The sequence below is a fragment of the Crossiella cryophila genome, from assembly GCF_014204915.1.
Classification (GTDB): Bacteria; Actinomycetota; Actinomycetes; order Mycobacteriales; family Pseudonocardiaceae; genus Crossiella; species Crossiella cryophila.
Window position 1 is genome coordinate 691,826 of record NZ_JACHMH010000001.1, and the last position, 19,932, is coordinate 711,757.

Sequence of the window (19,932 nt, forward strand, 5' to 3'; positions counted from 1 at the left end):
GCCAGGGTCACTCGAAACGCAAGCCGCTGGGCCGGACCGCGGAACGCAGGGCCGGCAAGGTTGACAGGGTCACCAGGAAGATCAGCGCGGCGCCCGCGCCCAGAATCATGGCCACGTCTCCCCAGTTCACCACAATCTCGCGGACCCGGGAGCCGCTGTTGCTTATGACCCGCAACACCAGTGCGGCCAGGCCCACCCCGGCGGGCGCGGCCAGGGCCAGTCCGATCGCGGTCGGCACCGCGTTCTGCCAGAGCGTGGCCCAGCCCAGGGTGCGCCGCGGCACACCGCTGGCCGCCAGCACCGAGTACTGCCTGCGCCGCTCCTGCAGCTGGTCCACCGCGGCCACCACCAGGCTCAGCACCGCGAGCAGCACCACCACCACGGTCCCGGCCAGCACCCCACTGCGCACGCTCTGGAAGACGCCCATGGCCGAGTTGCGCGGGACAGGCAGGTCCAGGGCCCTGATGGCCAGGTCCACCCTGGTCGCCGCGGCCAGCACCCGCTCGCCCAGCTCCGGGTCGTCGGTGGGCCCGCGGACCCAGATGTAGCTCACCGGCATCGTGTCCAGCCGAGGGTCGGCCCCGGATGCCACCAGCGTCGAGGCCAGGTTGCGGCCCTGCCAGCCATTGCCGCTCTCGGCCCGCTGCACCGCTGGCACCCGCCAGTCGAAGGCGGCCCCGCTGCCGTTGGGGCGCATCCGCACCACGGTGCCGGGCCGGAACTGATCCCGCGAGCTGTTCGCCTGGTACACCTTGCCTGGCTGGCAGTCGGTCACCCCGAAGAGCTGGCGGATGGTGGCGCAGTCGGTGACCTGGATGGCGCGGTTGTCGCCCTCGCTGTAGGCCGAGCGCAGCTCGCCGATCTGGATCACCCCCGGCACCTTCCCGACCTCGGCGCGCACCCGGGCCGCATCGGGGCGGCCCCCCGACCCGTAGAGCATGACCTCGCCCGGCATGCCGCTCTGGCTGTAGGAGGAGGCGGGGAACTCGGTGCGGGCGATGGTGGTCAGCAGCACCTGCAGCGCGATCGCGCCGATCAGCACGGTGACCACACCGGCGGCCACCCTGGTGGTGGCGTACTCGAAGCGCAGCCTGCGCACCGCGAGCAGCGCGGCCACCCACGGCGGCCGCCAGTTCTCCGCCACCCGCTCCACCAGCCAGGGCAGCAGGGCGGCGGCCCCGGCCAGCACCAGCGCGATGCCGATGGCGAGCAGGGTGCCGCGCCAGTCCTCGGCCACCCGGCCGAAGTTCCGCAGCGGGATGTTGGCGGCCAGCACCAGCACGCCCAGCCCGGCCAGGGCCAGCCGCCAGTTCAGCCTGCGCGGCGGCGGATCGGCCCGGCGGACCACGCCGAGTGGGCCGATCTCCAGTCGCCGCAACGCGAACAGCGCCGCGGCCACCGCGGTGGCAGGCACCCCGAGCACCAGCAGCGTGGTGATCGGCGCGCTGGGCACCACATCGGCGGGGTGGAAGCCGATCTGGTCGATCTCCACCACCGCGGCCAGCGAGCGGGCCAGCAGGAACAGCGCGGCGCCCACGCCGAGGCCGAGCAGTGCCGCGGCCAGCGACTCCCCGGCCGCGATCCGCCGCGCCTGCCCCGGATCCGCGCCGACCAGCCGGATCGAGGCCAGTCGCTGTTCCCTGGCTCCCGCGCCGATCTGGGTGGCGACCAGCACGAACACCCCGATCGGCACCAGCAGCGCGGCCGCGGCCGCGGTGAGCAGCAGCTGGAACATCTCGTCCATCGGCGGTGTGTCCACGGTGTTGCCGATCCGCAGCACCGGGGAGGCCTGCGCGCGCTGCTGCTCGGGCAGCCCGACGTAGAAGAACAGCTCGCCGGGCCGGTCGAGGCCGGCATCGCCGATGTGGCCGATCTCCTTGGCTGGCAGGCGTTCCCGCAACAGCTCGTTACCGGGCTGGGCGAGCAGCCGGGACAGCGCGGGCGAGGTCACCAGCTCCCCCGGCCCCGGCAGCCGGTCCAGGCCGGGCGGCAACCGCGGCGCGTCACCGTCGGCGCCCAGCTCGGCCCCGGCGATGTACTGCCCGCGCCAGTACTGGCCGACCTGCCTGGCCAGCAGGTGGGTCGGGTTGCCGGCGCCTGTCTTGCCCGGCTCCCCGGTGGCCAGCTCGCGGGCGGCGATCCGGTCGGCCTTGCCCTGCTGGGCGTTGCCCACCGAGGCGGCCAGCAGCAGCACCATCACGCCCAGCCCGATGCCGACCGCGGAGAGCATCAGCCGGGCCCAGGCCGCGCGGCCGCCGGTGAGCGCGAGCCGGGTGCCGAGCAGCAGCTCACCCAGCCACTGCCCGATCCGGACCTCGTCCACAGGCGACCGCTGCGTCATGCCAGTGCTCATTCCGCTCGTAGGCCCTCCGGCCGCATGGCCCGCAGCACCGACGGTAGCGTCAGCAGGCTCACCACGAGCGCAGCCAGCACCGCCGCGCCCGCGGACACCCCGACCGAGGTCCAGTCCAGCAGCAGCGGCCGGTTCACGGTGCGCAGCAACAGCGCGCCGAGCCCGATCCCGGCCCCGGCCGAGACCACCGCGGCCAGCAGCACCGGCACCGCGTTCTGCCACAGCACCGAACCGGCCAGGGTGCGCCTCGGCACCCCGTTGGCCGAGAGCACCGCCAGCGGCCTGCGCCGTTCCCGCACCTGCTCGAAGCCGATCACCAGCAGGCTGGCCGCGGCCAGCAGCAGCGCGACCAGCACGCCGATGAGCACCCCGCGCCGCACGGTGCCGTAGCTCTGCGCGCGCTCCCGGTTGTAGGAGTTGTCGTTGTACTGCGGGTGCACCGAGGCCCGCCAGTTGTACGGGCCCAGCACGTTGCGCACGTGCTCGGCGGCGTCCGGCTGGGCCGGGTCGATCCGCAGGTAGGCGGACAGGTAGAGCTGCTTGGCCAGTTCCGGCGGCAGGCCACCGGTCGGCAGCAGGATGCTGGCGCCGAGTGAGTATTCGCTGCCCACCCGGGCCTTGGCCGGGCCGAGCTTGGCAGGCACGGTCCAGTTGGGCTGCCAGGCCGGGCCCCGGCCGGTCCCGTCGACATCGATCATGAGCTGCTGGCCGGGGACCGGCGGCGGGCTCGGGTCGGAGGTGCCGGGATTCGGCGCCACCCGCCAGGCCTTGCCAGGCCCGCAGTCGGTGATGTCGGTCTGCCTGCTCAGCTCCGCGCAGTCGGCGAGCACGATCGAGTAGAAGTCGTTGACGCCCGGTCCACGTGCCAGCGTGCTGGCGATGCCGGTGACCGAGAGCAGACCGGGGGCGCGGCTCAGCTGCCCGAGCACCGCCGGCGGATCGATGGCGCCCGAGCGCACGCTCACCAGCAGCCTGGCCGCGTCGCTGGGCCGGTCCGCTGGCGGGAACTCCCGCTGGGCGGTCATCAGCACGGTCTGCAGCGCGATGCCACCGGCCAGCACCACCGCGAGGCCGCCGATCACCCTGGCCGAGGTGCCGCTGTCCAGCTGCATCCGGCGCACCGCGAGCTGCCAGGCCGGGTGGCCGCCACGGAAGTAGCCGACCGTCTTCTCGATCGCCCACGGCAGCAGCAGTGGGATGCTCACCAGCAGGAGCATCACCCCGGCCGCGATCACCACGATGGCCCGGCCGGAGGTGCCGCTGCCCGTCTGGTCGATCAGACCGCCTGCCTGCACGGCCAGCAGCCCACCACCGAGCAGCAGCGGGACCAGCCGCCAGGCGAGCCTGCGGGTGATCGGCCTGGCCTGCCGGACCGAACCGAGCGGGTCGACCAGGGTGTTGCGCAGCGCGGCCATGGACACCGCCACCGCGAGCACCGGCACGCCGAGCGCGATCAGCGCGACCAGCCAGAGCGAGGGCCGCACGTCCGCGGCGAAGATGCTGGTGCCCCACAGCTCGACCAGCTCCACCAGCTGCCTGCCGAGCAGGAACACCGCCCCGCCGAGCAGCACCCCGAGCACCGCGCCGATCAGCGTCTCGCCCGCGGCCACCCGCCGGGTCTGCGCCGCGTCCGCGCCGACCAGCCGCAGCGCGGCCAGCCTGCGGTCGCGGGCGGCGGCGGCCAGCCGGGTGCTGGTGGCGATGAAGACCACCACCGGGATCAGCATGGTGCAGGCCCCGACCAGCACCAGCAGCAACAGCAGCGGTTCCAGCTCCCGTGGCGATTTCGCCTCGCCGAAGGAGTACACCGCCCTGGCGTCGCCTGCCCAGCTCAGGTCGGCCACCCCGGCGTAGAAGAACAACTCGTGCGGCCCGACCAGGCCGGCACCGGCGATCAGCCGCCGGGGACCGTCGAACCGGGGCCGCAGCAACTCGCCCTCGGCCGAGTCCAGCAGCTTGTTCAGCGCGGGCGAGACCAGGAACTCACCGGCCTTGGGCAGCACGCCGACCCCCGGCGGCAGCGCGGTCCGGCCGCCGGTGGACTGGAGCAGCACGCCCTGCACGCTCTGCCCGCGGAACTCGGTGCTGGTCCGCACGGCCACCAGCGGGTCGAGCCCCGGCACCGGTTGCTGCGCCGCCGTGGGCACCGCCCGGCCGGACCGGCGGGCGTCGTGGTCGTCCTTGATGTTGAGGAAGGAGGCCGCGAGCAGCAGCACGGCCACCCCGATGCCGATGCCGACGGCGGTGAGGGAGAGCCTCGCCCAGGAGTTCCGGCTGCCCCCGACAGCCAGCCGGACCCCCAGGGCGAGGTCGTCGACCCAGCGGCGCACAGCCGTGCGCGTGTCCATTTCGCCCTTACCCATCAGCCGCGACTCCCAAACCCGGGCCCGCGCATCAGCCGACCAGCTCGACGTCGCGGGTCCGCCCGTCACGGACGACGACCTCGCGGTCGGAGTAGGCGGCCACCCTGGCCTCGTGCGTCACCAGCACCACCGCGGCCCCGGTGTCCTTGGCCGCGGTGACCAGCAGTCGCATCACCCGCTCGCCGTTGAGCGAGTCGAGCGCCCCGGTGGGCTCGTCGGCGAAGATCACCCGCGGTCCGGTGACCAGCGCGCGGGCCACCGCGACCCGCTGGCCCTGGCCGCCGGAGGTCTCGCCGGGCCGCTTGTCCCGCACGTCGGCGACCTCCAGCCGGTCCAGCCACTCGGTGGCCCTGCGCTCGGCCTCCCGGCGCTTGGTCCCGCCCAGCCGCAGCGGCAGCGCCACGTTCTCCACCGAGGTCAGTTCCGGCACCAGCTGGCCGAACTGGAAGACGAAGCCGAACTCGGTGCGCCGCAACGCACTGCGCTCGGACTCGCCCATCGCCGACATCTCCCGGCCGCGGAAACTGACCCGGCCGGAGTCCGGCACCAGGATCCCGGCCAGGCAGTGCAGCAGGGTGGACTTGCCGGAGCCGGACGGCCCCATCACGGCCACCACCTCGCCCGGACTGACCTGCATGCCCGCCCCGGCCAGCGCCGGGGTGGGGCCGAAGGTCTTGTGCAGGTCGAATCCGGCCAGCAGTGGCCCGTTCACGTTGTTCATGCCCCGACTTCCTTGGCTAGCTGGTCCAGGCGGGCGGCGGTCAGCTCCAGCCACCGCAGGTCGGCTTCCAGGTGGAACAGCGCGTGATCGCAGATGAGCTGGTCGGCCAGGTCGCCCGCGCTCTTGCGCTGGGTCAGCTCACGCATCAGCCGCAGGTGCTCGGCGCGCTGGGTGTCCAGCAGGTCGGCGGCGCCGCGACCGGACAGCAGCGCGAGCACGACCTTGGTGTACAGCGTGTTCTGCAGGTACGGCTCCGGCTTCTCCGGCGTGGCCAGCCAGGCCCCGACATCGGTGATCCCGGCGCCGGTGATGGCGTAGCGCTTGCGCTCCGGCCCCTCGCCCTGCTCGACGCCCTCGACCTGCACCAGCCCGTTGCGGAGCAGCCGGGACAGCGTCGAGTAGACCTGCCCGTAGTGCAGCGGGCGGTCCTGCCCGAAGCGCTCGTCATAGGCGCGTTTGAGGTCGTACCCGTGCCGGGGGCCGCCTTCCAGCAGCCCGAGCAGGGTGTGCCCGATTGACATGGGAGCGACTCTACACGGCGGGTATACACACGGTCTATACATGGCCTGAATAGGACATTCGGGTCAACGTGCAACCCGCCACCCGGCTGCCCGCGTATCAGCGGTGGAGAGGAGGTCGCGCGTGCGAAGGAAGATCATCGGTCTGACCCTGGCGATCGGCCTGACCGGGGCGCTGATCGGCGTGCTGGGCACCACCGGGGTGTGGCAGAACGCGGCCGAGTGGGCCGGTCTGGACGCCGCGGCGAGCACCACCACCAGCCGCACCAGTCCGCCTGCGGAGACCTCGGTGGAGGTGGTGGCGGTGCCGACCAACCCGGCCCGCCCGCCGAACACCCCCGGCCCGCAGCCCGAACCCAAGCTGGACCCGAACGGCAAGCCGATCTGCGCGGTGGACCCGAGCTACTTCGACAAGAAGGTGGACGGGCTCAAGGACGCCGCCGAGGCGGCCTGGAAGCACGTCCGGCAGGTGGCCTGGGAGGCCGGGCTGACCCTGTGCGTGCACGACGGCAAGCGCAGCACCGCCGCCCAGCAGGCCGAGTTCGACGCCGCGGTGGCCTTGCACGGCAGTGTGGCCAAGGCCAAGCAGTTCGTGCTGCCGCCCGGCAAGTCCCTGCACGTGCAGGGGCTGGCGGTGGACGTGCAGCCGCGCCCGTCGGCGGCCTGGCTGGAGCGGACCAAGGGCGAGTTCGGCTGGTGCCGCCGCTACGCCAACGAGCCATGGCACTTCGAGTTCGACGCCAGGTACAAGACCCAGGGCTGCCCGGAGCTGTTGCCGCACCCGTGATCCGCCGTCGGCGTGTTCGCCCCCCGACATGCCAGCGGCAGGGCTGGACCGCCCGGACCCTGCGTCCGGGCGGCCCGGCCGCTCAGTCCGCGATCAGGCAGAACGGGTGCCCGGCCGGGTCGGCGTAGACCCGCCAGCCCTTCTTCGAGCTGCCCTGCACCTCGCCGAGGACCACCGCCCCGCAGGCCAGCGTGCGCTCGTGCTCGGCGTCCAGGTCGTCCACCCGCAGGTCCAGGTGCAGCATCTGCGGCCGCTCGCCGGTGGGCCAGGTGGGCGGCCGGTAGTCCTGGACCCGCTGGAAGCCGAGCCGGGCCACCCCGTCGTCGTCGTAGAGGGCCAGGAAGTCCTCCCGGCCCTTGATGAGCTGCCAGCCGAGCAGCCTGCCGTAGAACTCGGCCAGCTCCCTCGGGTTCGGGCAGTCGATCGCGGTCAGTTCGATCCGCACACCGGAAGCCATCTGCCTGTTCACCTCTCCCTAGAACAGCAACTGGGACACAGTGTGGATACCCAGTCCGGCCAGCGCGCCCACCACGGTGCCGTTGATCCGGATGAACTGCAGGTCCCTGCCGACCTGGAGTTCCACCTTGCGCGCGGTCTGCTCGCCGTCCCAGCGGTCCACCGTGTCGGTGATCAGCGTGACGATCTCGGCCTGGTAGTTGGTGACCAGGTAGACCGCGGCGCCCTCCAGCCAGCCGTCCACCTTGGCCCGCAGCTCCGGCTCCGCGCCGAGCTTGCGGCCCAGGGTGCGCAGGCCGTCGCGGACCCGGACGCGGAACTCGCTGGAGGGGTCCTCGGCCGCGGCCAGGATCATCTTCTTCGCGGTGCCCCAGGCCGAGCCGACCAGGTTCTGCACGTCCGGGTGCTCCACGACCTGCTGTTTGACCGCCTCGGCCTTGGCCATGGTGTCCGGGTCGTGCTGCAGGTCGTGCGCGAACTCGGCCAGGAACTTGTCCACCGCCAGCCGCACCGGGTGTTCCGGCTCGGTCTTGACCGCCCAGGCGAAGGCCAGCAGCTCGTTGTAGACCTTGTCCGCGACCATGCCTTCCACGAACTTCGGCGACCAGGACGGGGCGCGGTCGGAGACCAGCGACTTGAGCGTGTGCTCGTTGGTCAGCACGTAGTCGTAGGCGCGGTCGAAGAGCAGGTCGACCAGCTTGTGGTGGGCGCCGTCGGCGAAGGTCTGGCCGAGCAGTCTGCCCAGCGGCGGCCCCCACGGCCGGTCCACCAGCTTGCGCACCACGGCCTGTTCCAGCACGGCCTGCACGTCCTCGTCACGCAGCACGGTGACCGCGCCGCGCACCGCGGTGGCCAGCTCCTCGGTGACCCGCTCGGCGTGCCCAGGGGCGGCCAGCCACTGGCCGAGCCGCCCGGCGATGCCGACCCGGCTGAGCTTGTCCCTGACCACCTCGGTGGAGAGGAAGTTGGCGCCGACGAAGTCGCCGAGGCTGGTGCCCAGCTCCTTCTTGCGGGTCGGGATGATCGCGGTGTGCGGGATCGGCAGGCCAAGCGGCCGCCGGAACAACGCGGTCACCGCGAACCAGTCCGCGAGCGCGCCGACCATGCCGGCCTCGGCCGCGGCCCGGACGAAGCCCACCCAGGCCGGCGCGCCCACCGACTCCTGCCAGCGCGCGAAGACGTAGATGACCACCGCCCCGAGCAGGAACGAGGTGGCCACGGCCTTCATCTTGCGCAGTTCGGCGCGCTTGACGGTCTCGGCGGGTGTCAGCGTTTCCACAACTCCGATTGTGGCTCAGCCCGGTGAAGTTGCAGGATCTCTGACGTGACCATTCCCGCTCTCGTCTCCCGGCTCCAGCCGTTCACCTCGACGATCTTCGCTGAGATGACGGCGTTGGCGCAGCGCACCGGCGCGGTCAACCTGGGTCAGGGTTTCCCGGACACCGACGGTCCGGCCTCGATGCTCGCCGCCGCCCAGCAGGCGATCGCGGACGGGATCAACCAGTACCCGCCCGGCCCCGGCCGCCCCGAACTGCGCGCGGCCATCGCCGAGCACCGCGCGGGCCAGTACGGCCAGCAGTTCGACCAGGACACCGAGATCCTGGTCACCGTCGGCGCCACCGAGGCCATCGCGGCCAGCCTGATCGCCCTGGTCGAACCGGGCGACGAGGTCATCCTGATCGAGCCCTACTACGACTCCTACGCCGCCTCGGTGGCCATGGCCGGCGGCGTTCGCCGTGCGGTCGCCCTGCGCCCCGACCCGGACACCGGCCGGTTCACCCTGGACGTCGAGGCCCTGCGCGCCGCGGCGGGCCCCAAGACCAAGGCCCTGCTGCTCAACACCCCGCACAACCCGACCGGCACCGTGCTCACCGACGCCGAACTGGCCGAGATCGCCGACCTGGCCCAGCGGCACGACTTCCTGGTGATCTCCGACGAGGTCTACGAGCACCTGCTCTACGACGGTCGGAAGCACCACCCCATCGGCACCTTCCCCGGCATGGCCGAGCGCACCCTGACCATCTCCAGCAGCGGCAAGACCTTCAACGCCACCGGCTGGAAGATCGGCTGGGTGTGCGGCCCGAAGGAGCTGATCGCCGCGGTCCGCGCGGCCAAGCAGTTCATCACCTTCGTCGGCGGTGCCCCCTTCCAGCCCGCGGTCGCGCACGCCCTGCGCAACGAACTGCCCTGGGTGGAAACCCTCCGCCAGGACCTGCAGCGCAAACGCGACCGCCTGTCCGAGGGCCTGGCAGGCGCCGGCTTCAAGGTCCTGCCCAGCGAGGGCACCTACTTCATCTGCACCGACGTCCGCCCCCTCGGCTTCGACGACGGCGCCACCCTCTGCCGCGAACTGCCCGAACGCATCGGCGTGGCCGCGATCCCGGTCCAGGTCTTCTGCGACGACCCGGCCACCGCCCGCCACCTGGTCCGCTTCGCCTACTGCAAGCGGGACGAGGTCCTCGACGAGGCCCTGCTCCGCCTGGGCAAACTCACCGCCTGACCAACACACACGAACCCCCGGTGCCCGTGCAGCCGCGCAACGGCGGCCAGCGCGGCCGCCGGGGGTTCGTGCCGCAACCGCTCGTGCAGGGCCAGCATCATCGCCCCGGTCCCGGCGTCGGCGACCTCCACCACACTCGCGATCACCGCACCCCGGCCCGCCCGCAACACCCGCCCCAGCCCGCAGGCGGAGAGCACGGTCAGCCCACCAGCCCTGGCCAGCACCTCGGCCAGCCGCACCGGCCCGTCGGCCAGCTCAAGACACCCGTTGTGCTGCCGCCCGTGCGCCGCGACGTGCACCGTCCCGGCCGACGCCACCGCCCGCAGGGTCTCCGCGACCCTCGCCCGGACCAGCAACCGCCCACCGTGCACGGCGTGCAACGCCCGAACCTCCGCCTCGGCCCCCGGCAACCCCGGTCCGGCAACCCACAACGGTTCCCCCGACCGGGGCACGCCAGGCTTCCAGCCGGGCGGCAACACCGTGGTCTCCCGCCCGGCCAGCGCCGGCAACGCACCCCAGGGCACCCCCGCGAGTTCCTCCGGCACGACCACCGTCACGGCCGCCCCGATCTCCGCCGCGGGCCACACCAGCCGCTGGATCCCCAGCGCGCTGCCCCCGGCCAGCCGCCACCCGGCCAACTCCAACCGCAACGCCCGCACCTCGCCCAGCCGGTGCACCCGCCCCCGGCACCCGACCCAGATCCGGTTCTCGTGCACGAAGTACTCCAGAACATCCGGCCCGGCCAGCTCATCACCCCGGCATCGCCGAGCCCAGCGCAGCACCGTGGCGGCGTCCCCGTCGGCCAAGGCAGCCCCCAGGCCAAACTCGGCCAGCTCCTGATCCCACCCGGCCCGCAACCCGCGCCGGCACACGCGGAGCACCTCCCCGCCGCCGGCGAGTTCCGCCCGCGCCCGCCATCGGGTCGCCTTCCCGTGGATCTGCCCCAACAGCCTCCGCCCCAACGCTTCCCGGCCGTCTCGCAGTGCGATCCGGCCGGCCACCAGCCTCAGTTCGTCGGCCTCCGCCGACCACCCGGCTCGGGCACACCGGTCGGCGATCCGGCCAACCGCTCCGAGGCTTCCGCCGGTGCGGGCCAGCAGCGTGGAATGCAGCCCCAGCGCCCTCGCCAGGGCCGCCCACCCCGGCCGACGCTGCCGCCGGAGCAACTCCACCGCCTCCAGAGCCGCCCCCGCCGCGGCCGCGAAATCCCTGCCCCGCAAGGAACACCGCGCCAGCGACACCATCGCCTCCGCCAACTTCCGCTCCTTCCCCGCCGCCCGGAGCAACACGATCGCCCGCCGCAACACCGGCCCCGCCTCCTCCGGCGGCAACGCCTCCGCCCGGTCCAGCAACATCTCCGGATGCCGCAACGGATCCGCCCCCGCCTGCTCCGCCGCGTCGAACAACCGCAGCGCCGCAACGGAATCCCCACTCCGCAACGCCGCGAACCCCTGGTTGTGCACGCACACCGCGGCCCGCTCCGGCAACCCCAACTCTGCCAGAATCCCTTCCGCCGCAGCGAAATCAGCCCGCCCACGCACCGCCTGCCCCCGATAACAGGCATCCGCGCCACGCACGATCAGCGCGTTGGCCAGCCACCGTGGTTCCGCCGTCAGCCCGGCCACCGCGGCGGTCAGCTCTGCCTCCGCCGGTTCCCGCAACGCGAAGTACGCCGCACCACGCAGGCACCGGGCCTTCGCCAGTTCCACCCCGGCCAGCCCACGAGCCCGGTCCAGCTCGGCCAGTGCTGCCCGCGGCCGTCCCCGGTCCACCGCGAGCCAGGCCCTGGCCAGCCGGACCGAGGCGGCCAATCCACCCAGTCCGGCCCGTTCCGCCGCGGCCAGGGCAAGGCGGGCGTGCCGGGCCGCCGGGGCGGGCTCGCCCAGTTCGACGTGGGCCAGGCAGGCCGCCAGTCGCAACCGCACTCGTTCCGCGCCCCGGGCGCTCGCCAGGGCGGCCACCGCTTCGCGCAGCACCGGTTCCGGTTCCGCGGCGGCTCGATCGACCAGGCTCACCACGTCATCCACTCCCCGACCAGCAGGGCCTCGCCGTGCACCCGCAGGCTCACCGGGCCCCTGGGCAGGCCCTCGACGGTGAACCGGCCCGCCGGGTCGATCTCGGCGAACCAGGAGCCGTCCGGGGTGCGTAGTTCGACCACCCCGCCGGTTCCGGTGACCACGCCGGTGATCGCCTCGCCCAGTTCCACCCGGACCGTGACGCCGTAGGCGCTCAACATGATCAGGTCGTCGCCGCGCATCCCGGGTGCGGGGTCGACCTCGTGCAGCCGGATCCCGCGGGGCGCGGTCACCGCACCCGCCGCACCGGCCGCGGCCAGCACCTGTGGCGGCAGTGGGTCCGTGTTCGCGACGACCTCGGTCAGCTCGGCGTACAGCTCCTCGTCGGTCATCCCGCCGCCCCCAGTTCGCCGACCAGCCGACGGCGCAACGCGGCCAGGCACCTGCCCCTGGTGGGGCCGATGCTGCCGACCGGCATGCCCAGCAGTTCGGCGACCCGGACGTAGCTGAGGTCCGGCGCGTAGGCCGCGATCCACAGCAACTGCCTGCACCGCAACGGCATCCGGGCGAAGGCCCGCCACAGCCTGCCCGCCCGGTCACCCTGGATGACCAGGTCCGCCGGGTCCGGCACGCGGAAGCGGTCCAGGTGCGCGACCCGGCCGAGGGTCTCCAGGTCCAGGCAGCGCTCGCGGCGGCGGGCGGCCAGGGCCCGCAGGGACTCCCGGCGGGCGGTGGTGACCAGCCAGGCCTGCACCCGGTGCGGGAGTCTCAGCTCGCCGCGGCGTTCGGCCAGTCTCAGCCAGGTGGTCTGGCTGACGTCGGCCGCCTCCTGGTCGGTGAGCCGGTGCGAGCGGGCCACCGCCCACACCAGCCGTGCGTAGCGGCCGACCAGCCGCTGCCATTCCCCGTCCATCCGCACTCCCCTGCCTCCGGCGACCCTTCGGTGCTTGGAAGCGGCCGGACCTGCGGCGGATCCGTCAGCCGCCCGATGGCGTGACAACGCTCACCCGCCTGAGCGCCCCTCGCCGAGCGTGATCTGGCCCCAGTTCACCAGCCGTGGAAACCGCTTGCCCACCTGGAGTTATCGACGCAGGGTGATCGTTTCGCGCACGTCCGGAGCAACACGACCCACCTCCGGGTGGAAACCGGCCAGTACGCTCGCGCATCCCGCCAAACGGGCCAACCATGGTTGACGCACCCTGGAAACAAACATGTCTTTCGTTCAGTCGTCCGGTGATCGGTAGGTGGTGGTGACGGTGACCAGCGCCGGGGCGGTGCGCAGCTGGGGAGAGAGGCTGCGCCCCGCTGCCGTCCGGCTGGCCATTGCCGGCGGCCTGGCTGCGGCCGCCTGGCTGGCCGGAGCTGTCACCGCCAATGCCGACGAGTCACCGGCCCGCGTAGACGTTCTGAGCCCGTCGACCGATTCGGAGTTCCAGGAGCCGGCCAAGACGGATGCCGTCGCGCGGGCCGGTGGCCTCGGCGCACGCATCACCGAACGGCTCAACGCCAAACTCGGCCGCCCGTCCTCCGCGCTGACCACGATGGTCGCCGAGGACGATGGCCTGGACGCCAAGGGCGGCAGCCTGGCCACCACCGGCTCCGCCGAGGTCCAGCCGCTGCCTGAGGACGAGGGCGATAGCCCGGCGCCGACCAGGGCGATCCGCACCCCGAAGTCCGCCGAGGGCTCGGTCAGCGCGGTCCGCCAGCCGAGGCCGACGCCGCCGCCCCCGGCCGAACTGCCCGCGCCGCCACCGGTGGTCGAGCCCGAGCCGACACCACCGCCTGCGGCCGAACCGGCGCCCGTCGTGGCCACCCGCACCGTGACCACCGTGCGCCAGGCCATCGGCAAGGTCGTGCCGCTGCCGACCGACGACCGGGCCGAGCAGCACGACTTCCCGGACCTGCCCACCGCTCCGGATCACCGGCACCCGACCCCGCACGCGCCGTCCTCGGCCTCGCTGGGCGGCACCGCCTCGGACAACGGCGGCGCCCGTGGCGCCACCGCGCTGATCACCGCTCCGCTGCCGCAACTGCCCAAGCCGAGCCTGGTGACCGTCGAGCGCCCGCGCACCGCGGGCTCGCCGCACAACAACCCGGGCCTGCCGCCCACCTCGCCCGACTGACCGAGGTCGGTCACACGCCATCGGTGTGCGTGCACAGCCTGTGACGGCTTGCGCCATCCGAGCGGCATTCCCGGCGCGGCTTTTCCGCCGCACCTGCGTTGAGCAGGAACAACCTCCCGCGTGATCCAGTGATCGGCCATTCGTCGCCGCGGTTGCCGGACTTTCCGAGCAACGCCGACCGAGTCGGCCAGCGTCCTGTGAGCACGCCCCTGATCTCCCAACCGGCCGACCGCGCCCGGCCGTGTTGGGTGCGCAGCCCCGGTACCGCGTTGCCCCCGCGGTACCGGGGCTCCTTATTTGTCCAGGTCAGGTCACTGCCAGCAGCTCGGCGCCGGTCCCGGTGAGGGTGGCCGCGGCCCGCGCGAGCCGGTGCACCGCCTCGGTCAGCACCGCGGGGTCCTGGGCGAAGGACAGCCGCAGCCACCGCTCCAGCCCGCCGTGCACGCCGAAGCGGGAGCCCGGCACCAGGTGCAGTCCGTGGTTGACCGCGGCGGCGGCCAGCCGGGTGCTGATCGGCCCGTCCAGCCCGCACCACAGGCTCAGCCCGCCGCCGGGACGGCGGATCCGCCAGGCGGGCAGCTCCGCACTCAGCGCGTCGATCATGGTGTCCCTGGCCGCGGCGAACTGGGCGCGGCGGCGGGCCAGCAGCGAATCCGGCTCGGTGAGCAGCTCGGTCAGCACCAGCTGGTCCAGCACCGAGGAGCCGAGGTCGATCGAGGCCCGCACCCCGGCGAGCTGCTGGGCCAGTTCCACCGGCGCCCGCAGCCAGCCCAGCCGCAGCCCGCCCCAGAGCATCTTCGAGGCCGAGCCCGCGGTGATCACCTGCTGCTCGGCGAAGGCGGCCAGCGGCGGCGGCCCGTCCAGCGGATCACCGTCCAGGTCCAGCTCGGCCAGGGTCTCATCGACCAGCGCCAGCGTCCGGGTCCGGCGCAACGTGGCGGCCAGCTGTTCCCGGCCCTCGGCGTCCATCCGCAGGCCGGTGGGGTTCTGGAAGTCCGGCATCAGGTAGGCCAGCCGGGGCGCGCCCTGGCGCAGGGTGGCCTCGATGCCCGGCAGGTCCCAGCCGTCCGGGGCCAGCGCGACCGGCACCGGCTGGGCGTGCGCGGCCCGGATGGCGTCCACCGCGTTGGGGTAGGTCGGGTTCTCCACCAGCACCCGCTGCCCCGGCATGACCAGCAGCCGCAGGGTCAGCGCGAGCGCGTGCTGCGCACCGCTGGTGATCATGACCTGGTCCGGCCCGGTGGGCAGGCCGCGCCGGGTGTAGCGCTCGGCGATGCGTTCGCGCAGCGGCAGCAGGCCCATCGGCGCGTAGCCGGGCCCGCTCAGGTACTCGGGCAGCCGCAGCCGGGCCGCGTCCACCGCACCGGCCAGCTCGGCAGGCGCGGCCGGGGTGGCCTGGGCCAGGTTGATCGCCTCGTCCGCCGGCAGCGGGCCGAACCCGGCCCGCACCACCGGCCTGCCGGGCAGGGTGATCCAGGAGCCCGCGCCCCGGCGGCTGGCGATCAGGTCCTGTTCGCGCAGCCGGTCCAGCATCGCGGTGACCGTGGTCCGGCTGAGGTCGAGTGCCTGGGCCAGTTCACGTTCCGCGGGCAGCCGGGTGCCCACCGGCAGCCGTCCCTCCAGCACCAGCAACCGCAGCGCGGCGGCCAGGTCGGCGGACTGGGCGCGGTGCGGACCGTTGCGCCAGCAGCCGAGCAGATCGGCGAGGTGCGGCGCGGAGATCCGGCCACCGGCGGGCAATGCCTGACTCATGTGGGCCAATTTTTCCACTTTGGCCCTCGAAGTAAAGGCCAATCCCCGCACAGGATGACCGCATGGCGTCCCCGACAGTCCCCCTGCACCCGCTCCCGGTCGGCTTACGGCCCGCGCGGCGACTCAGCCAGCTGCTGGCCGGGCTGCTGCTCTACGGCGCGAGCATGGCGCTGATGATCAGGTCCGGGCTCGGCCTCGACCCGTGGGACGTGCTGCACGAGGGCCTGACCCGGCACATCCCGCTCAGCTTCGGCACCATCACCGCGATCACCGGGGTGATCGTGCTGCTGGGCTGGATCCCGTTGCGGCAGCGGCCGGGCATCGGCACGGTGGCCAACGTGGTGCTGATCGCGGTCGCGGTGGACGCCACCCTGTTCCTGCTGCCCGCGGCCGGTTCCTGGTGGCTGCGCGCGATCTTCCTGGTGGCCGCGATCGTGCTCAACGGCCTGGCCACCGCCGCCTACATCGGCGCCCGCCTCGGCCCCGGCCCCCGCGACGGTCTGATGACCGGTCTGTGCGCGCGGACCGGCTGGTCAATCCGCCTGGTGCGCACCGGGATCGAGATCGCCGTGCTGGTGCTGGGCTTCTTCCTCGGCGGCACGATCGGCATCGGCACCCTGTTGTACGCGATCACCATTGGGCCACTTGCCCAGTTCTTTGTGCCGTTCGTGGCACTGCGTACTCCGGCTGAGTGGAAAACGGCCCAGTAGCAGGCTTTCCTCGATTTTCGCATTACTGTCCCGATCGTGCCGGCGATCGAGATGGCGGAACGAGCAGGGGTCCACCTCACCGGCGGTTTCGCCGAGAGCGAGGACCGCATCGTGGTCCTGCCGAACGCGGTGGTGCTCCTGGACGGCGCGACCCGGCTGGAACCGGGGCGGCACACCGGCGGCTGGTACGCCGAGCGGCTGGCCGACCGGCTGCGCAGGCAGCTCACCGCCCAGCCCGACATCGACCTGGCCGAGCTGCTGGCCGCCTGCATCAGCCAGGTGGCCGCCGACCACGACCTGGAACCGGGCAAGGCGCCCTCCAGCACGGTCGCCCTGCTGCGCTGGGACGAGGAGCGGGTGGACGCCCTGGTGCTGGCGGACAGCCCGGTGGTGGCCTTCACCGTCGGCGATGTGCACGTGCTCAACGACACCCGGCTGGCGAACCTGTCGGTGCCCCGGCGCACCGGCTACCGCGAGCAGCTCCGCGACGGCGCGGGCTTCTCCGGCGCGCACGTGGACGCGCTGCGTGCCTCGGCCACCGAGGTGGGCCAGTGGCGCAACCGCGAGGGCGGGTTCTGGGTGGCCGAGGCCGATCCGGTCGCGGCCAAGCAGGCCATGCGCGCGCACTGGATGCGGGACCAGGTGCAGGCGGTGGTGATGGCCAGCGACGGCGTGTCCTGCGGGGTCGAGGACTACGGCGTGTTCACCGACTGGACCGCGCTCTACGACCAGGCGGTGCAGGACGGCCTGCACACGGTGCTGGACGCGGTGCGCAAGGCCGAGGAGTCCGACCCGGACGGCCGCAAGTGGCCGCGCCCGAAGCGGCACGACGACCAGAGCCTGGTCGTGGTGCATTTCGACGACGACTGGTTCCCCCGCTTCTGAGGTCCTACCCTCCGAGCATGCCGCCGGAGCCGAACCCGGACCCGTTCGCCACCGCCCTGCGCGCGGCCATCGCCCGCCGCGGCCTTGGCCTGCACCGCATCCGCGAACACCTGCGCAGCAGAGGCGTCACCGTCTCCGCGGCCACCCTGAGCTACTGGCAGTCCGGCCGCAGCCGCCCAGAACGCCACGAGTCCCTGACCGCCCTGCACCACCTCGAAGAGGTCCTGGCCGTCCCCCAGGGCACCCTGACCGCCCTGCTCGGCCCGCCACGCCCCCGCGGCCTGCACCGGGTCCCCGAACTCCCCGAGATCGGCGCCTTCTGGCCGGCCCCAACGGACGTCGAAGACGCCGTCAGCGACATCGACACCACCTGGGACGCCCGCCTGACCCGCCTGAGCCAGCACGACACCATCCACATCGGCCCCAACCGCGAGGAACTCACCTTCGTCTCCCGCCAGGTCCTCCGGGCCAACGCCGACGGCCCCGACCGCTGGGTGGTGATCCTCCACCTCGACGAACACAACCACCCCCTCCCCGAGATAAAACCCCTCCGCCACTGCACCCTGGGCCGCCACACCACAAACCCCGACACCGGCCTGCTCGCAGCCGAACTCCTCTTCCCCAAACCCTTGCAACGCAACGAAACCATCATCACCGAACACGAACTGACCAACCACGCCCCGCACCCCACCGCCACCAACTACGAACGAAAATTCCGCCTCCCCGTACGCGAATACGTCCTGGAGATCCGCTTCCACCCCACCTGCCCCCCGGCCACCATCACCCGCCACACCACCACCAAGAACACCCACCACACCGAACAGGTCCACCTGGACGAACTCACCTCAGTCCACGGCGTGGCAACGGATTTCGGCCCCGGCACCTACGGCTTCCACTGGACCTGGCCATAAAAAGTGGGGCGCCCCAACAGGAACGCCCCACCCAACCTCACACAGTCACAGACCAACTGTTCAACGTGCCCACATCCCCAGGCCCGTTGTCCCCGATCCGCAACGTCCAGTTCCCCCCAGCCTGCTCACTGGTCCGCACCGTGAAGGTCCGAGTCCCCGGGAACGCATGGCACTCAAAGCCCCCGGCCCGCTGCAACGAGTAGTACCGCCCGGACGGCCCCACCAGAGTGATGTTCAAGTCCTCCTGGCAGGTGTGCACCGCATCCACCACCACGGTCACCGGCGCCGCGGCACTCCCCGAAGCCGTTGACCGCACCGGACTCACCGCCACCGCGAAGTCCCGAATAGCAAAAGCCTTGCCATTACTGAAAGTCCGGGCCCCGGTGTCCCCCTTCGCGGTCCGAGCCGTCACCACCGCACTGGCCCCAGACCGGTTCCCCGCGGCATCCCGGGCCCGAACCACAAAGCTGTACTCCGTGTCAGCCGCAAGCCCGGCAACACTCACCGAAGTCCCCTCCGAACTGGCCACAACCTCCTCACCGCGATACACGTCGTACCCGGTCACCCCAACGTTGTCCGTGGCCGCATCCCACCCCAACGCCACCGAAGACGAAGTGACCCCGGTAGCCCGCAGGTTCCCCGGCACCGAAGGCGCCTCGGTATCCCCACCCGGATCCCCGGTCACCAACGTCAGCCCCCACTTCTTCAACGCCTCACCCACCGGCTGAAAGATCGACTGGTTGTCCGCCCCACCCGGCTCACAAGACGACTGCCCACCCGAGTGCAACCCCACAGCCTTGTCCCCAACCAGCCACCCCCCACCAGAGTCCCCACCCTTCGAGCAGGCAGTGGTCGTGGCCAACCCCTCAACAACCACGCTCCCATAGTTAATCGTCTGATTAACCGCGGTAACCCGCCCACACTGCCACTTAGAAGTATTCCCCGAGTGACAAGTACTCTGCCCCACCACAGGCTCAACAAACCCAGCCACTGTCACAGCACCCCCACCCCAAGTATTCACCGAAGGCGAAAGAGCCCACCCAGCCTCCGTAACAGCAACAACCCCCATATCCCCCTCACGCGCATTAACACTACGCGACCCCCCAACGTTCGACGTACCAACCCGATTCTGCTGACTAATCTGCCCATAAGCAGCCTGATTAGCATCATTGGTGCAATGCCCAGCAGTCAGGAAGTGCTTCCCCCCACCAGAATCAGTAGCCCCAAACCCAACCGAACAGTAGGTCTCACTCCCAGGCCACCACGGACTCCCCGTCCGCACCTCCCCAGCCTGCTGAACAGGCGCAGCCGCATCCACCACAACCCGCACAGCCTCCCCAAACCCACGGATCCGCGCCACCAGGTCAGCGTCAGCCGCAGCCACAGTCCGAACCACAACCTGCGCACTAACCGGATCAATCCCCCAAGAGGTGACCCCGGTCGGCCCCGCAGCAATCGAACCAACTCGCCGAACAATCCCATCAAGCTCAGCCCGACCACGCGAAACAACCTGAACCCGAGAGCCACTCTGCCGAACCTGCTCAGCAGCCCCCTCCCCATAAACGGACACAACTAGCTGCCCATCACTAGGATCAATCCACTTCCCAACAACATCACCAGCCTCAGCAGAAGCACTGGCAGGAAATACCAACGAAAGTAATACCGCAGGGATCAACGCTTTCATCAGGTTCCTCTCAAAGCAGGGAACCCAAAACTAGAACGTGACCACCAACGCAAGGCAGGGTTAACAGTTAACCAACGCCAGTTAAGCGTTAACACCTGTGGACAACCTGTGGATAACCCACCGAGACCCAGCGCAACCACGCTGGGTCAGAGCC

General features: G+C 71.9%; 17 protein-coding genes. 6 read left to right on the forward strand and 11 right to left on the reverse strand.

The features are described 5' to 3' along the window. Positions 1 to 7: 7 nt before the first annotated feature. From HNR67_RS03305 to HNR67_RS03320, 4 genes are read right to left on the reverse strand one after another with little or no spacing between them, the layout of a single operon-like run. Complete coding sequence (locus HNR67_RS03305) at positions 8 to 2,341, reverse strand: ABC transporter permease (RefSeq protein WP_185000648.1); 2,334 nt, start codon at positions 2,339 to 2,341, stop codon at positions 8 to 10. Between the two features lie 8 nt (positions 2,342 to 2,349). After that, positions 2,350 to 4,701, reverse strand: a complete 2,352-nt coding sequence (locus HNR67_RS03310) for an ABC transporter permease (RefSeq protein WP_185000649.1) — start codon at positions 4,699 to 4,701, stop codon at positions 2,350 to 2,352. Positions 4,702 to 4,747: 46 nt separating this feature from the next. Next, complete coding sequence (locus HNR67_RS03315; protein WP_185000650.1) at positions 4,748 to 5,437, reverse strand: ABC transporter ATP-binding protein; 690 nt, start codon at positions 5,435 to 5,437, stop codon at positions 4,748 to 4,750. Then, positions 5,434 to 5,958, reverse strand: a complete 525-nt coding sequence (locus HNR67_RS03320) for a PadR family transcriptional regulator (RefSeq protein ID WP_185000651.1) — start codon at positions 5,956 to 5,958, stop codon at positions 5,434 to 5,436. The genes HNR67_RS03315 and HNR67_RS03320 overlap by 4 nt, the downstream gene beginning before the upstream one ends. Before the next feature lie 121 nt (positions 5,959 to 6,079). Between HNR67_RS03320 and HNR67_RS46095 the strand changes: the two genes are divergently transcribed. Continuing rightward, a complete protein-coding gene (locus HNR67_RS46095) occupies positions 6,080 to 6,742 on the forward strand; it encodes a D-alanyl-D-alanine carboxypeptidase family protein (RefSeq protein ID WP_185000652.1) in 663 nt (220 codons plus the stop codon). A gap of 82 nt (positions 6,743 to 6,824) precedes the next feature. On the opposite strand, the gene HNR67_RS03330 is transcribed toward HNR67_RS46095, so the two are convergent. Together HNR67_RS03330 and HNR67_RS03335 are read right to left on the reverse strand one after the other, a co-directional pair. Then, the gene (locus HNR67_RS03330) at positions 6,825 to 7,199 is read right to left on the reverse strand and encodes a VOC family protein (RefSeq protein WP_185000653.1); all 375 of its coding nucleotides are present in this window, start codon (positions 7,197 to 7,199) and stop codon (positions 6,825 to 6,827) included. Between the two features lie 18 nt (positions 7,200 to 7,217). Then, entirely contained in the window at positions 7,218 to 8,477 is a 1,260-nt protein-coding gene (locus HNR67_RS03335) for a DUF445 domain-containing protein (RefSeq protein WP_407645108.1), read from the reverse strand. Between the two features lie 45 nt (positions 8,478 to 8,522). Here HNR67_RS03335 and HNR67_RS03340 point away from each other — a divergent pair, with 45 nt between their 5' ends. Then, complete coding sequence (locus HNR67_RS03340; RefSeq protein WP_185000654.1) at positions 8,523 to 9,698, forward strand: pyridoxal phosphate-dependent aminotransferase; 1,176 nt, start codon at positions 8,523 to 8,525, stop codon at positions 9,696 to 9,698. On the opposite strand, the gene HNR67_RS03345 is transcribed toward HNR67_RS03340, so the two are convergent. Genes HNR67_RS03345 through HNR67_RS03355 form a run of 3 tightly spaced genes read right to left on the reverse strand, consistent with a single transcriptional unit; the run spans position 9,635 to position 12,626 of the window. Then, positions 9,635 to 11,713: a CHAT domain-containing protein gene (locus HNR67_RS03345; protein WP_185000655.1), complete on the reverse strand. Its 2,079-nt coding sequence runs from the start codon at positions 11,711 to 11,713 to the stop codon at positions 9,635 to 9,637. The genes HNR67_RS03340 and HNR67_RS03345 overlap by 64 nt on opposite strands. Continuing rightward, the gene (locus HNR67_RS03350; RefSeq protein ID WP_185000656.1) at positions 11,710 to 12,105 is read right to left on the reverse strand and encodes a hypothetical protein; all 396 of its coding nucleotides are present in this window, start codon (positions 12,103 to 12,105) and stop codon (positions 11,710 to 11,712) included. The genes HNR67_RS03345 and HNR67_RS03350 overlap by 4 nt, the downstream gene beginning before the upstream one ends. After that, positions 12,102 to 12,626 carry an RNA polymerase sigma factor gene (locus HNR67_RS03355; RefSeq protein ID WP_185000657.1) on the reverse strand — a complete coding sequence of 175 codons (525 nt, stop codon included), beginning with the start codon at positions 12,624 to 12,626 and terminating at the stop codon, positions 12,102 to 12,104. The genes HNR67_RS03350 and HNR67_RS03355 overlap by 4 nt, the downstream gene beginning before the upstream one ends. 343 nt (positions 12,627 to 12,969) lie before the next feature. On the opposite strand from HNR67_RS03355, the gene HNR67_RS03360 reads away from it, so the two are divergent. Continuing rightward, the gene (locus HNR67_RS03360) at positions 12,970 to 13,836 is read left to right on the forward strand and encodes a hypothetical protein (protein ID WP_185000658.1); all 867 of its coding nucleotides are present in this window, start codon (positions 12,970 to 12,972) and stop codon (positions 13,834 to 13,836) included. A gap of 306 nt (positions 13,837 to 14,142) precedes the next feature. On the opposite strand, the gene yczR is transcribed toward HNR67_RS03360, so the two are convergent. Next, positions 14,143 to 15,588 (reverse strand): MocR-like transcription factor YczR, encoded by a 1,446-nt coding sequence (yczR, locus tag HNR67_RS03365; RefSeq protein ID WP_185000659.1) that lies wholly within the window; start codon positions 15,586 to 15,588, stop codon positions 14,143 to 14,145. 62 nt (positions 15,589 to 15,650) lie between these two features. Here yczR and yczE point away from each other — a divergent pair, with 62 nt between their 5' ends. Genes yczE through HNR67_RS03380 form a run of 3 tightly spaced genes read left to right on the forward strand, consistent with a single transcriptional unit; the run spans position 15,651 to position 18,094 of the window. Then, positions 15,651 to 16,298, forward strand: a complete 648-nt coding sequence (yczE, locus tag HNR67_RS03370) for a membrane protein YczE (protein WP_185000660.1) — start codon at positions 15,651 to 15,653, stop codon at positions 16,296 to 16,298. Between the two features lie 36 nt (positions 16,299 to 16,334). Continuing rightward, positions 16,335 to 17,183, forward strand: a complete 849-nt coding sequence (locus HNR67_RS03375) for a protein phosphatase 2C domain-containing protein (RefSeq protein WP_312986338.1) — start codon at positions 16,335 to 16,337, stop codon at positions 17,181 to 17,183. Between the two features lie 17 nt (positions 17,184 to 17,200). Further along, the gene (locus HNR67_RS03380) at positions 17,201 to 18,094 is read left to right on the forward strand and encodes an XRE family transcriptional regulator (protein ID WP_185000661.1); all 894 of its coding nucleotides are present in this window, start codon (positions 17,201 to 17,203) and stop codon (positions 18,092 to 18,094) included. Between the two features lie 37 nt (positions 18,095 to 18,131). On the opposite strand, the gene HNR67_RS46600 is transcribed toward HNR67_RS03380, so the two are convergent. After that, the gene (locus HNR67_RS46600) at positions 18,132 to 19,778 is read right to left on the reverse strand and encodes a proprotein convertase P-domain-containing protein (protein WP_185000662.1); all 1,647 of its coding nucleotides are present in this window, start codon (positions 19,776 to 19,778) and stop codon (positions 18,132 to 18,134) included. Positions 19,779 to 19,932: the final 154 nt, after the last annotated feature.